Annotated in this window: 13 protein-coding genes and 1 tRNA gene; 6 read left to right on the forward strand and 8 right to left on the reverse strand. The window is 60.9% G+C overall.

The features are described from left to right. Positions 1 to 4 precede the first annotated feature (4 nt). From AC27VN_RS04820 to AC27VN_RS04835, 4 genes are all read left to right on the forward strand, one after another. A complete protein-coding gene (locus AC27VN_RS04820) occupies positions 5 to 1018 on the forward strand; it encodes a class 1 fructose-bisphosphatase (protein ID WP_093340257.1) in 1014 nt (337 codons plus the stop codon). Positions 1019 to 1043: 25 nt separating this feature from the next. Continuing rightward, positions 1044 to 1119, forward strand: a tRNA-Thr gene (locus tag AC27VN_RS04825). Positions 1120 to 2356: 1237 nt separating this feature from the next. Then, a complete protein-coding gene (locus AC27VN_RS04830) occupies positions 2357 to 2569 on the forward strand; it encodes a ribbon-helix-helix domain-containing protein (protein ID WP_490875816.1) in 213 nt (70 codons plus the stop codon). Between the two features lie 107 nt (positions 2570 to 2676). Continuing rightward, positions 2677 to 3666, forward strand: a complete 990-nt coding sequence (locus AC27VN_RS04835) for a DNA cytosine methyltransferase (protein WP_490875817.1) — start codon at positions 2677 to 2679, stop codon at positions 3664 to 3666. Positions 3667 to 3731: 65 nt separating this feature from the next. On the opposite strand, the gene AC27VN_RS04840 is transcribed toward AC27VN_RS04835, so the two are convergent. The 3 genes from AC27VN_RS04840 to AC27VN_RS04850 form a co-directional block, all read right to left on the reverse strand. Next, complete coding sequence (locus tag AC27VN_RS04840) at positions 3732 to 4997, reverse strand: PP_RS20740 family protein (protein WP_490875818.1); 1266 nt, start codon at positions 4995 to 4997, stop codon at positions 3732 to 3734. Then, positions 4994 to 7048: an ATP-binding protein gene (locus tag AC27VN_RS04845; protein ID WP_490875819.1), complete on the reverse strand. Its 2055-nt coding sequence runs from the start codon at positions 7046 to 7048 to the stop codon at positions 4994 to 4996. Before AC27VN_RS04845 ends, AC27VN_RS04840 begins: the two co-directional genes overlap by 4 nt. 279 nt (positions 7049 to 7327) lie before the next feature. After that, positions 7328 to 7588, reverse strand: a complete 261-nt coding sequence (locus tag AC27VN_RS04850; protein WP_490875827.1) for a hypothetical protein — start codon at positions 7586 to 7588, stop codon at positions 7328 to 7330. Here AC27VN_RS04850 and AC27VN_RS04855 point away from each other — a divergent pair. Then, positions 7561 to 8325 carry a DNA/RNA helicase domain-containing protein gene (locus AC27VN_RS04855; RefSeq protein WP_490875820.1) on the forward strand — a complete coding sequence of 255 codons (765 nt, stop codon included), beginning with the start codon at positions 7561 to 7563 and terminating at the stop codon, positions 8323 to 8325. The two genes, AC27VN_RS04850 and AC27VN_RS04855, sit on opposite strands and share 28 nt — an antisense overlap. Before the next feature lie 119 nt (positions 8326 to 8444). Then, positions 8445 to 8777 (forward strand): hypothetical protein, encoded by a 333-nt coding sequence (locus tag AC27VN_RS04860; protein ID WP_490875821.1) that lies wholly within the window; start codon positions 8445 to 8447, stop codon positions 8775 to 8777. Here the strand turns inward: AC27VN_RS04860 and AC27VN_RS04865 are convergent. From AC27VN_RS04865 to AC27VN_RS04885, 5 genes are all read right to left on the reverse strand, one after another. Beyond that, positions 8755 to 9033 (reverse strand): hypothetical protein, encoded by a 279-nt coding sequence (locus AC27VN_RS04865; protein ID WP_490875822.1) that lies wholly within the window; start codon positions 9031 to 9033, stop codon positions 8755 to 8757. The genes AC27VN_RS04860 and AC27VN_RS04865 overlap by 23 nt on opposite strands. A 255-nt stretch (positions 9034 to 9288) precedes the next feature. Then, the gene (locus AC27VN_RS04870) at positions 9289 to 10413 is read right to left on the reverse strand and encodes a hypothetical protein (RefSeq protein ID WP_490875823.1); all 1125 of its coding nucleotides are present in this window, start codon (positions 10411 to 10413) and stop codon (positions 9289 to 9291) included. A gap of 156 nt (positions 10414 to 10569) precedes the next feature. Next, the gene (locus AC27VN_RS04875) at positions 10570 to 11076 is read right to left on the reverse strand and encodes a hypothetical protein (RefSeq protein WP_490875824.1); all 507 of its coding nucleotides are present in this window, start codon (positions 11074 to 11076) and stop codon (positions 10570 to 10572) included. 32 nt (positions 11077 to 11108) lie between these two features. Next, on the reverse strand, positions 11109 to 11477 hold the full coding sequence (locus AC27VN_RS04880) for a hypothetical protein (protein WP_490875825.1): 369 nt from the start codon (positions 11475 to 11477) through the stop codon (positions 11109 to 11111). Next, a partial coding sequence (locus AC27VN_RS04885) for an RHS repeat-associated core domain-containing protein (RefSeq protein WP_490875826.1) occupies positions 11428 to 13583 on the reverse strand: 2156 nt, incomplete at its 5' end. The genes AC27VN_RS04880 and AC27VN_RS04885, both read right to left, overlap by 50 nt.

Below are 13583 nucleotides of genomic sequence, written 5' to 3' on the forward strand. Positions count from 1 at the left end.
CCTCATGGCTCAACAGAAGATTTCCCTCACCCGCTACCTCGTCGAACAGCAGCGCGCCGACGGCCTCATCCCCGGCCAGCTGCGGCTGCTGCTCGAAGTGGTTGCCCGTGCCTGCAAGAGCATCAGCCAGGCCGTCAACAAGGGCGCCCTGGGCGGCGTGCTCGGCACCGCCGAGAGCGAGAACGTGCAGGGCGAGATCCAGAAGAAGCTGGACATCATCGCCAACGAGGTGCTGATCGAGGCCAACGAATGGGGCGGCCACCTCGCCGCCATGGCCAGCGAAGAGATGGACAGCATCTACGTCGTGCCCAACCGCTATCCGCAGGGCGAGTACCTGCTCATGTTCGACCCACTCGACGGCAGCAGCAACATCGACGTCAACGTCAGCATCGGCACCATCTTCAGCGTGCTCAAGAAGCCCGACGAGCACCCCGGCGTGCAGGAGGGCGACTTCCTCCAGGCCGGCACCCAGCAGGTGGCCGCCGGCTACTGCATCTACGGCCCCCAGACCACCCTCGTGCTGACCGTGGGCAACGGCGTCGCCATGTTCACCCTCGACCGCGAGCAGGGCAGCTTCGTGCTGACGCAGGAAGACATCCAGATTCCGCCCGACACCAAGGAATTCGCGATCAACATGAGCAACATGCGCCACTGGGACGAGCCCGTGAAGCGCTACATCGACGAATGCCTGGCCGGCAAGGAAGGCCCGCGCGGCAAGGACTTCAACATGCGCTGGATCGCCAGCATGGTGGCCGACGTGCACCGCATCCTGATGCGCGGCGGCGTGTTCCTGTACCCCTGGGACAAGCGCGAGCCCGAGAAGGCCGGCAAGCTGCGCCTGATGTACGAGGCCAACCCCATGAGCTGGCTGGTGGAACAGGCCGGCGGCGCCGCCACCAACGGCAAGCAGCGCATCCTGGACCTGCAGCCCACCAAGCTGCACGAGCGCGTCAGCGTGATGTTGGGTTCGCGAAACGAAGTCGAGCGCCTGACGCAGTACCACGCTCAAAAGCCCTGAAAACCTGGCTATAATCGCAGGCTTCGCCGGTGTAGCTCAGTCGGTAGAGCAGCTCATTCGTAATGAGAAGGTCGGGTGTTCGATTCATCTCTCCGGCACCAATCTAGAAAGCCCCGCTATTGAAAAGATAGCGGGGCTTTTTTGTTCGACGCTATGAGATAGCAGTCACAACAATTCTCAGCTTCCAGGCAAAAACATTCATGGCGCGCTGTGCAAGCGCATTGAGACCGTGCGGGTCGACAGAGGTGAAAGAGAAATAGCTCAGGAGCAACCGCTTATGAGCGACCCCGACAGCGACATTAGGTTGCTGCATTTCAGCGTCTCGACTCCGCGATGCGGGCACATGGCGGCGCCCTACCGTAGGCCGTTCTCAAAGAGGGCTTTGTCGCACGGAATCGGCGCTTCCTATTTGCGTCCGTCGCAGAGGGGACCTGCCGGCCGTCGGGCCTATCGGGTTCGCTCAGCATCAGGACCGTGGTTCCAGCCCGGGGGGCGAGTCTAGTACCAAAACCTGACCGCCTCCCGGCTCGCACTGGACCAAGACGGCGCAGGGTAGGCCTTCCGGGACAAGACCCGGCCGCCAGCCGCAACCAGTGGCTCAAGACCGCGATGGAACGGCAGCTGCCGCTGATCTACTTCTTTGGCGTGGAGCCCGGAATACGAACCGATCTTTTCGGTCTTCGTCACGGAATGGCATCCCGAACATTCAGGCCGTGGTCTTTCATTTGCGCAGCGGGCTGCCACTGACGAGCAGATCAGCGATGCAAGCCAGTCTGAGCGGCGGCACGCATTCCGCACGCTACGGCAGCGCCTTCATCAAGCTGTTTTCCGTGAGAGCGTGCTGGCGGCCTATGGCTACTGCTGCGAGCTGTCGGGGTGCCGGAGCCACGCCTGATCGACGCTGCGCTTATCGCTCCAGATGGCGACAAGTACTTTAGGCAACCCGAGGTCGCGACGGGGTCTGCATGTCGAAGATCCATTGCGTTGCCTATGACTCCGCACCGATGCTGATTTTCGAACCATGTGTCTGAGCGGGTTCTCGCCATGCACGATGGTCCAATCCTCGAGCCGGGCGAGGCCCTTGCAGGCGAGTTGGTTCGCCTGCCAAGCGCGTCTTTCGCGGTTCCAGACCGGGACCGTCTCGCTCAAAGATTTGCAGCATTCCGAGAATGCCGCCAAGTCTGGGTCGATGCTGCTGCACTTGTCTGGCGCCTGTTTCCATATGCTGGTGAAGCGCTTCCCGGCAGACAGGCTCAGCCTGAAGCCGGCACGTGCCTGTCGAGTTGGAGCGCATCGTTTTGATGTAAAGTGATGCATCTATAGCAGCCTGAGGCCAATATGAGGAGATCCGTCCGGACGACTTTTTCCTTGCCTGCTGAACAGCACGACGAGTTGCTGAGGATTGCTGAAGACAGCCACGTTTCGACTGCATGGGTAGTCCGAGAGGCGGTCAGGCACTACCTTGCAGAGCGCTATCCACTTTTGCAGGAACCTACCGGTACGGAACAGGAAATGAATAACGCGAACAAGAACGACCGGAGGCGGCACTGATGGAACTAGCTACTGCCCTCAGGGGGAGCAGGCCGCGTACAGAGCGACCCGCTCCTAAAATGCCCGTTCTGCCAGAAGTGCATGTAGACCCTTCTGAGGATTTGCCAATGGTCGTCAGCCTCTTCTGTGGAGCGGGAGGGCTAGACTGGGGATTTCATCAGGAGGGCTTCCAGATTCCGCTGGCGATTGACATTTCAGATGCTGCGGTTCGTACGCATAAGAAGAATTTCAGCAGCACGCACAGCGTCGCCGCCGACCTCATCCAACTGCAGCCGCTGGGGGTCTACAAGCTTGTCCGCGAAAAGGTGCCCGAAGGAAGCCGGATCGGCGTCATCGGCGGTCCGCCGTGCCAAGGATTTTCCCGTGCTAATACGACGTCCCAAGCGGACGATCCGCGGAACGAACTGCCTCAGCTCTACCTGAAGATCGTCGACCGGCTGAAGAAGGCCTACACCGTTGAGTTCGTGGTCTTCGAAAACGTTCTTGGCATCCGCGATAAAAAGCATGCGGCAACCTACAAGGCGCTCGTGGACGGGCTTGACCGCTTAGGTTTTGATGTGACCGAAAAGGAGCTCTGTGCGCTTGATTTTGGTGTGCCTCAAAACCGGCGCCGCATCGTACTTTCAGCCATGCGCAAGAAGCAAGGCTACGGCGAGGTTCGTCCTGAGAAGAAGACGGGGCTCAAGACAGTGCGCGAAGCGATTGGCAAGCTGGCTGCTCCAAAATACTTCGACAGGACACTGACCCCGGCGGATATTCCTGTGCACGCCAACCACTGGACGATGCAGCCGAAATCTCCGCGCTTCAGCGATCCAGATGGCGACTATGCCGATAGCCGCAGCTTCAAACGGCTTGCATGGGATGAGGCCAGCCCTACGGTCGCGTTTGGGCACCGGGAAATCCATATTCATCCCAGCGGAACGCGTCGTCTCAGCATTTACGAAGCCATGCTGCTTCAGGGTTTTCCTGAGAGCTTCGTGTTAGAAGGCAATTTATCGGAGCAAGTCGAACAGGTGTCGAATGCAGTGCCTCCGCCACTTGGCAAGAGCATCGCAGCGGCCGTGAAGACCGCCATGGCCGCAACTCAAAAGAAATAGCGACGCCATCTGAGATGGCGGAGCATTTCGCTCCTTCGCCGCGCCGCTTCTCTAGATTTTCGGGCTCAGGTGACGACCATGGGCCGCCGCTCATGGCCGGCAAGCCATTTGCACCATTCATCGATATCGTAGTTGGCGGACTGAAGCAAAGCTTTGGTGCCATCCACTGCTTCGGTGCGCACGTCAAGCTCGGCCTCCAAGGCGTGATCAAGATCTTGGAGCTTCATCGCCTGAGCCGCTACGTATGCTGCCCGGACGGGCTCTAGAGGCGGAACAACTGTTGCCCCTCCGACATTTGGCGCGAACACCCGCGGCGCATCGGGCGTGATGCGGAATGCTAGTGCAAGCATGTCGGGATGCTCGCCGTGCACCCGATAGGCATACGCGCTGGCCAGTTCAACATTTGCAGGTAAGTTTGGCTGCGCGTGGAAAAACTGGAGTAGGAACTTGCCCAGGCCGACGCTATAGAGCTTAAGGAAGCGGGCATCATGCGTTCCCCAGACTGACGCTAGTTCGGTCGCAAGCTTACCTTCGTCCGCATCGAGGCACGCAGCGAGAGATGCGCCAAAATTGCTCTCTGGCATACGAAGGTTCTGCGTAATGGCATCTTGGAACGCAATGCCGGGCTGCCCCAGGAGGCTGGGTTCGGCGCGGGTCGTAACGAAGAGAAGCCATGGAGACCGAGCCCCCATTTGATGCTTGAGCAACGCTTCCAAGGCGTTGAAAGTGTTGCGTGCCCGGCCTTTGGGGCAATACGCAAGATGGTCGCAAGCATCGATATTGATGACGTCAAAAGCAGCACGTTGGCTTAGCTGCATGGCAGCGTGCGAATCCGCGAGCGCGATGTCTTCCAGCCGGTCCGCATATATCACTGCATCAGGCGTAATGCGGCCCGCCTGAAGCAACGCTGATTCTGCTGTGATCCAGCCTGCGCCGCCTTGAGGCTGATCGGAAACACCTCCCGCATCCGTGCCATCCTCTACGCTCGAACTCCCCGAATCAAAACCAAAATAGTCGATCTTCACGCCCATTGGCTCGCAGATGCCCGCAAGAACTCGAATGTCGAGAAGATCAGCACCCGGCAGCGTAAAGTACTTCAGAACGCTTGCAGCACCTTGCGCCCTCGCTTGAAGCAGCTTTTTTGTGAGTGCTGCCCATTGGCGTGCACGCACGATATGTTTGACTGGATGGTGCCAAGGCTGGAATTCGCGCCGCCTATCGGCAAGCTGCGTCAGGTCGGCTACTCCAGCGGCCTGTTTCCCGTATATCGCCAAAATGTCTTCATCTTGGGCTTCCTCGCCGCCGTCGGGCGCAAATTGGGGGTCTGTCATTTGCCAGAAGGTGCAAAAAATACTTTGAGAATGGCTTCGATCAGAGCCTGCTGTTCGTCATACGAGCGGTCTTCCAGGACGTCGTAGGCCGCGAGCACTCGCATAAGCGCCTGAGCTTTGACATCCCGCTCAGTGCGCTCGGGCGTCGGCACGGTCATCGACAGGCTGGGCAGATCAGCACGTGCAAGCGCCATGTACCCATCCGCGCGGGCAGCCTCCGCATCATTGCGGCTGGGTGCAATAGTGATCTCTGGCGCTGGATCACTTCCATGCTTTGAACTCCAGACCGTCTCGGAGTGCTGCGTCACCGCGTCCCGTACTGCGACGGCAGTCCTCTCCAGCTTTTCCGACCTGGCTCGCTTGCTCAGATCCTTGTGCTTGTTCGTGAGTTGACGGATAGCTCTGTGAAGCCATATAGCAACGAACTGCACATGAGGATGAGAAAAGTTGAAAGATTCCCGGTCGATGTTCAGCGCAGCATCAAGTCCGCGCGTTATAAAAAGCTCAGATGTGATCTGGCGTAAGCGTGTTTGTTCAGAAACCTGGTACTTGAAAAAAGTTGGATCGAACAGTGCACCCGCTGTGCCTCTGATACGGGTCAGCACGCCGTTGTTTTCTTTCGGTACAACCATCCCGTTCCAAAAGAGATAGCCCTCAAGTCCGAATCCACCACCACGTAGGCTGGGATCGACCTTCTGGAGATTCGGCGCGAAACGGCCAACGAAAAGCATGGGCTTGTCGAAGCCGCGGGTCGAGGTTTTGATGAACTTGAATCGGATTGGCCGCTTCAATTCAACGCCGTCGATGTTGACGCGGAAGTCGCCGGCTTTGGCAATTTTTCCCTCTTCAAGATCAGGATGACCTGATACTTGTTCCTTCACTGCATCACGGACAGTCTGGTCGCCCTTCAATGTCAATTCGGTGGCCTGCCCCCGCGTTTCGTTTGATATCCAAAACAGCCCAATGCCGGACTCCGCCGTGAGATCGAACGGGTGCTTGTCAACATACCCGACAGGTACTGAAAGCGCCAAGGTCCACAGCGTTTCCAGATAGGTGTCTAGAGTTTTTGCAAGATCTGGGCGCTCGATGGCTTTGGACTCTCTCTCGATGGCGTCTATCAGTAGGCCCATGCGCGCTTCCGCAGGCGAGTCAGGCGTCCAGGGCAACTTGGGTGGCCGGGAGAGAACGGCAGGCTTGTCCTCACCCGGGGAAAAGTGCTCGATCCATCCGGTGTGGTATTTCGGTTCCTCGACGCGAATGCTGGAGAAGGTATCTAGATCACCCTCTTTTTCGGCCTTTTCTTTTTCGTCCAGTGCTTGCCAGCGGTCTGCGCTGCGGAGCATGTCGCGCACGCGGGGTTTCACTTCGTCCAGAATGATGTCAGTACCGTGGGCTGCCAAGTCAGATGAATATTCGCGGCTAATCAGCACATCCCCGCTGACGTAGTTGTCGTCGTCATCGCGAGCCGCGTCGTCCTCGCCATCTTCGGAATATGCACGGATGCGAACCTCGGCGATTAGCCGGTAGTCGTTTCCTCGGACTTTAGTGACGATCCGGAAGCGCCTTGCAAGCTGGCTAACGGAGAAAAGTCCGATTCCGATCTTTCCGATCAGGAGGCGCCCTCCCGGTGTACGGTCGGCATCTTCCTCGGACGCAACGCCAAGCTTTTGTCCTTCTTCTCTGCGTTTTGCGCTCCCGCCGATTGAATGAACCAGCCGTGATAGCGTCTCGTACGACATGCCGGCGCCATCGTCCCGGACGTAAATCCGGGAAAACCGTGGCGCATCCGTCAAGACGGTGACCTGGTTGGCGTCGGCATCCCAAGCGTTGGAAATCAGTTCACGCAGTGCCGATGCGGGCTGCCGGTAGATGCCGTCGGTCACGCGCGCAATGACGCGGTCGCTCGTTTTCAGCCTAGTGCGGACAACGTGGCCTTCATTGCCCTTTTCGCCAAGCCATGCAGCCAGCTCTTCCCTCTCATCGATCAACGGGACTTCTACAGTTTCCTCGGAGGCTTTTTGTCCAGGATGAGTTTTTTTATCGCTCGCCATGGCGGTCCTCCTTAGGGCGGCGCAAGCCCCGCCAACGGATTGGAAGAGACGGTGATCCGTCAAGTAGCTGGCGACTTGCGTGCTTAGCGTGCATTAAACTTCCATCCTCGATTGGCATTTGCCGTTAGCAAATGTACAGTGATACGTGATGGTAATCGCAACTTCGTCGCGCCAACTTGATGCGTGGCCTCGCAGCAAGCGTTTCCGCCTCAGTTCCGCATGAAATTCCGCAGCTTTTCTGCCAAGCTGTCCTGCATGCAGATCTCGCACTCCCACAGTTCAAAAACGATCCCGCCTTTCGCGCAGAGCGATCAAGTTGCGCATATCGCGGGCTCTGTTCATCTCTAACCTGGGGCCCCAAATAGCTCTGGTTGGACTTTGGCTTCGATGAGAGCTGGCATGTGTGACCAAACAAAAACAGCCCTGTACAAGAATGATCTTATGGTGCTTTGGCAGAACGATGTCTGGTCGGCCAGGAAGATCCTTGCATTGGAGACGAAACCGGTAGGTAGTTGGTCGCCGCTGCGAAGTACACCGTATTCTTCATTGATGAAGACCAGCGCGTCGCGCTGAGCGACATCGGTACCAAGGAAGCGATCCGCGGCTTCGGCGGCGGCAAGGGTGCCGAGCTGCTCGAACACGAACTAGCCTCTCAGTTCAGGTGCAGCGGATCGGACGGCTACATCGCTTGGCTCGACAACACGCTCGACGTTCGCGAAACCGCCAACAAGACGCTCACGGATACGAGCTTCGACTTCCGTGTCTTCGACACACCCGGCGCGCTCCACGCCGCCATCGAGCAAAAGAACTCGACAAATGCCGCCCGCGTAGTTGCCGGCTATTGCTGGCCTTGGACCAGCAAGAAGAGTCCGCAATCCTTCGACATCATGATCGGCTCGGACTACCGCAGGCGCTGGAACCTGGATGTCGATGGCAGCTTGTGGATCGTCGCGCCCAACTCGATCAACGAAGTCGGCTGCATCCATACCTGCCAAGGCCTCGAAGTCGAATACATCGGCGTGATCATCGGCCCCGATCTCATCGTGCGAGATGGCGAAGTCGTCACCGTGCCTGAAGCGCGGGACCGTCGCGACAAGACGTTGCGCGGCTACAAGACACAGGTGAAGGCCACGCCCGAAAAGGCCAAGGCCTTGGCTGCTCTGATCATCAAGAACACCTACCGTACGCTCATGACGCGTGGCATGAAGGGCTGCTACATCTACTGCAGCGACGCTGAGACGACTGAATACTTTAGATCTCGAATTTCCGGACACTGAAGGCGTTTGCTTGACCCGTATGGAAGCGGGCCACAAATGTCAATCACCCGGAGTGACGTTCACTTCCCCGCCTCGCCCTCCTACGATCCTCCCCAAGCAAAGGGGCCAAGAGGATCGAAATGCCACAGTACTGCGTCAACAAGACCGCACAACTCAATGGCGACCATGAGGTACACGCACAGGGGTGCATTTTTTGGCCGCATCCGGTGAACACGCTGTCGCTCGACTGGCACGAGGACTGCCGTTCAGCGATGCAGACGGCGCGGGCGTTCTATCGGCAGGTCAACGGCTGCCGCTACTGCTCGCCGGCCTGCAACACGGGGCCGCGCGCGTCGAACGACGACATCGGGCCGATCAGCTATCGCGGCGCATCCAAAGAAGATTCGGGGCCGGAATTTCTCTCGGCCCACTCGCTGCGCTTGCGCGAGATCAAGCAGCGCCTGGGCTGCTGAGCACGCCTGGACCGCGCAGCACCTGAAGCGCCACCTCCTGCAGCAGGTCTTCGGCGTCGCGCGTGAGGTCCGAGGCGATCCACATCATCATGTCGCGCCGCCTCGGGCCTATCTCCTCGACCCAGTCGCTGCCCATGCCGTAGCAACTGCTCAGCAGCGCATGCAGCTGGGACAACTTGTTCTCGAGCAGATCGAATGCATCCGGCGTGGTGGGCGGAGTGAACGCGGGGGCGCTGGCCATAATCTCTACGGCCATTTGGTGTGCTCCTTCCAAGGTGTATGCACGTCACTTGGTTAGACGGCCGGGGTGTTAGCGCACCTCGGCCGTCGCCTTTTGTGCCTCGCCTTCGCGCTTGCCAAGGGAGCTTGCGCGGGGCGTGACCCCTTGGAATGTAGGAAGAGAAGGCGGGCAAGGCCAGCCCGTGGAAGTGAGTAATTGTGGGCTGGTCGAATTCGGTGGCGCGACTGTGACAAGAGCAAGAACGCGCGGGTCTGCGCGGTTGTTGCTAGGTCAGCGGCCCTTGGTGCCGGGCATGGTCCACGCGATCACGGACTCCTTGCGAAGGATCAAACGTGGGCGCTGTTGCGTTGGATCTGGTTTGGAAATCTGGCCTTCAACAACGACATTCGAACCGATGCGCGAAAGGATTGTGACGTCCTTGAGTACTCCCGCCGTCGCTTTGTCGGGCAGGGGTTCGCAATGCAGCGCGTCCGGTGCGGCGCTCAATGCTTGGCACGTATCGGCTGTGAGCAGCAGGTTGGCTCTGGGGATGTCGCCGATGCCCAGCATCCTCATCGTCGTTGCCGACACCGTCGAATAACTGCTCGTGAGGAGAGCCAAGACAGCCAAGCTAAAAATCCCAGCGATGGGCCCAACGATCAGCGATACCCGCAGCGGTATCCGCGTCATGAACAAATTGATCGCACCGATCAGAAGAAGCCAGACCGTCAGAAGAACGATCGTGAGGACCTGCGGATGAGGGCTGTCCACTCCCATGTAAATGGCCGCCTGCAAAACCTGAAAAAGCCCCAAGGTCCACAGGACACTGGACAGGAAAAAGGGCCACGTCTTCTGAAGTTGCGCACGCCAGGTAAATGGCGTCGCACGGCGTTGAGCGAACCAGATCAAGCTGATCCCCAAGATGGGCGCGATCGCCCAACACCCGAGGGAAATCAACCAGATGCTCGGTCTCTTAGCCGGCTCAAGCGTCAACGGCGACAAGACCGCAAGGGTGATCGACAAGACCGCAGGCCCGGCCGTAGCAAGCACCGATGACCAGTTCACTGGAATCTTGGCGTCATCAAGCAGGTAGCGCATGCTCACGCCGGGCAGGACAGTGGCCAGTATCAGCGCTATCAGGGTGCCGATGCCGACGAGTGCCGCAGCAAAGAGCAACGCCATGGAGCCAGCCAGATCAATATCCGGCATGAAGCCAATCCGCAGGAAGAATCCCAGGAGCAGCACCCCGCCAAGAGTGAGGGCCACGGCCGTGGCGAGCGCCACCGGATTTCGAGCGACATATTCGCCGAACAGAGACAGGTACTTCGCAAGCCCTTGCTTCGGAGGTGCGCTCCCTGCGGCATCGTTCAACCGAAGTCGATGGACCAGCTCCTGCCTTGCCTTCACTACTCTCATTCCCGTCCCTCCGGAAAATTTAGCGGAAGCCCGCACGGTGCGCGGGTCGCTCTCGCCCGTCCCCAGGCGGTAGAGAGCTTTGTTTGGATCGAGTGTAGACGTAGCTATTCGTCGTTCTTGCCGCCGTGCAGGCTTTGGTGGCGCCGCAGCGGCTTGCTAGGCTCCTGTGCCGCAAGCCTCTTGCCATTCAACGATCCACGGATGCAAGCGCAGCGCAGGCGCCATCCGCTCGAGGGCTTTCAAGAACTCGTCACGCACGGCGACCAGCATTCCCTCCAACTTCAGACTGTCGACCTCTTCGACCGCCGGCCAGGGCCTCCAATCGATGCCGCTTCTGCAATGGACGGCATACCCCGCACCCTTCGGCTCCAGCTTCAACAATCGATCGACGCCTTGCTCGTACAAATAGATCTCGGCACTCTTGCGGGCTGCAATCGCTCTGAGCGCATCTGGCAACTGCTCGAGAAACACGGACAGATCGATGCCCACATCCACAGGCCATCGCTCTTGGCCCAGCCCCGAGATCAGGAAGTCCGCCCATCCGTCGAGTTCATGGCACGCCTCCATGAGGATCGCGCGCACATCATCGTCGTTCGGGTCGTAGAAGCGGTACGGCATCACCTGGGACGGCAGGTCAGGCGACACCTTCAGTTCAATACGCATCCAACCGTTCTCCAATCGATGCGCGCCGGGCGTTAGCCCGACATCAACGCCCGAAACCGCTCGAAGTAGTCCCCACTCCACCGCCCATAAACCTCCGCATCGAGGTTCTCGATCTTGTAGAGATCGTTCGCATCGAAGTGCGAGAACAGGCAGCGCAGCGTGCCCAGCATCACCCAGTGCGCGAGCCGGCGGTCCTCGGGGCTCACCTCGTCCTGGCCCAGCACGCACTCGATGTCGGCGATGAGCGGCACGAGCAGCGCCTCGTCGAACACGCGGTCCTCGAACAGCGCGTAGCAGAAGGTGCCCTCGACCTCGTCGTTCTTGTTGTTGCGCAGGTTCTCGCGCGCGGCTTCAACATCCGGGTCCGGTGCGCTTGGCGGCTTTCTTGCTTTTGGATTCATTCCTGGTTCCGTCCAGATTGAACACGCCCTTCGACGCGTTGTTCTTCGAGAAAGTCTCGTAGTGGTCCTTGTGCAGATTGTCGAGGTAGTAGTAATCGCCCTTCTTGAAGGTGGTGCCGTCGACCTTGGCCTTGTCGGTGAACTTGTAGATCTCGGCGCCCTGAAACTTCTTGCCGGTGCGCTCCGAGGCGCCACTCACGGCATCGATGAAGCTCCACCCCCACGGATCGATCCACGACACCGGATTCGGCGCATACAGATGCAGGTTCGCCCCGCCCGCCAGCCCGATCGGATCGGGGCTGATGAAGCGGCCGATGTCGGGATCGTAGAAGCGGAAGGTGTTGTAGTGCAGGCCGGTGTCGCGGTCGAGGTACTGGCCCTGAAAGCGCAGGTTCTGCTCGGCCAGCGATGCGTGTCCCTCGTCGCCATGCGCCGCCGCCCGCAGCACGGGGCGGCCGTCGAGGGTGCTGGCCCCCCAGTGCTCCGACACGGTGGCGCCCCAGGTGCGGTAGCTGGCGCGCCAGCGCAGGGTACCGTCGGGGCCACTCAGTTCCTCGGGCAGGCCGGCCTGGTTGGTGTGGAAGTGGCAGATCTCGCAGCGGCTCGTGTTGTGCGCGTCGGCGCCCTCCCCGTTCGATGAAGGCGCGCGCTCCTCGAGCCGGGCCATGGGCGCGTGGCTGCCGGGCTCGTAGACGTAGCTCAGCACCTGGGCGCCGCGCCGCTCCTCGATGAGCTGCATGCCCTCCCAGATGAAGCGCGTGCTGCCGAAGGCGTCGTGGCGCGCGACACGGCGGCCCAGGGCGTCGTAGTCGAAGCGGGTGGTCTGGGTGGTGGCGCGCTCGGTGCCGGGGCGGCGCGTGGTGCGCACGGCGACGAGGCGACTCTCGTCGTCCCACTCGAAGTGCTGCTGGGTGTGGCGGCCCGCGCGCTTGCGCACGAGCCGGCCATGGCCGTCGTAGCTGTAGCGCTTGTCCTCGAACACGCGCACGAGGTTGTCGTGCACCCGGCCGCCGACGGCGCCCTGCGCGGCCTCGTTCGCGAGCGAGGCATCGAGCAGGTTGCCGGCGGGGTCGTAGGCAAAGCGTTCGTGGCTGGCGGCGCCGCGCGGCGCCTGCGCGCTCGTGCCCAGGGGCATGCGCACGCTCTCCTCGATGCGGCTGGTGGCGTCGTAGCGGTGGGCGAAGGCGCCCTGCAGCGAATGGCGGCCGCGGCGCAGCTCGCCGACGGGGTCGTAGCCGTAGTCCTTCGCAAGACCGTCGAGCGCACCGGCCTCGGGCGTGCCGGCGCGCTCGAGGGCCTGGCGCCAGGCCGGGTCGTTGGGCGTGAAGGCTGCGGCCAGCGACGAGGGGCGACACCATGCGGCGGCGCGGCGCCCGAGCGGATCGAGCGCGAAGCGGGTCGACAGCGCACCCTGGCTGCGCGCGATCTCGCGGTGCAGGTCGTCGCGCTCGATGTCGCTCACGAGCTGGTGCAGCGCCGGCGCATCGCCGTGCTGGCGCGAGACGTTGACCTGGTGCAGGTGGCCCGAGCCGTAGTGCAGGTAGTTCAAGGCGCGCACGGTGTCGGGGTCGCCCGCGAGCGCGGGCAGCACGGTGCGCGTGCGGTTGCCGAGCGCGTCGTGCTCGTGTCGCAGTTCATGTTGCTCGCCGGTGCGCTCGTCGATGGCGGTCTCGCTCGTCAGTTCGCCGAGCAGGTCGTAGGTGAAGCGCGTGCGGTGCAGCGGCTGCAACGCGGTGGCGTCGCCAGTACCCGTCACCTCGAGCTTCAGCGCCTCGACGAGGCGGTCGCGCAGGTCGTAGCGATAGCGGTAATGGTGGCTCGCGGTGCGCTTCTCGATCAGGCGGCCGACGGCATCGCGAACGAACTCGGTGCGCAGCGGTTGCGCGCCCTGCGGCGGGGCCTCGCCCCGTGCACCGGCATCGCGCGGCTTCAGGTCGTCGTCGCCGATGCCCGGAAAGTGCGTGATGGTCACGGGCCGGCCATTGGCGTCGTAGGCGATGCGCACGCGCGTGCCGCCCACGCGGCGTTCCTCCACGATGCGGTCGGCGCGGTCGCGCACGAACTCGAAGCGCAGGCCGTTCTCGTTGACCAGAGCCTGCAGCCGCC

Source organism: Variovorax sp. 20P10.2.4, assembly GCF_058244205.1.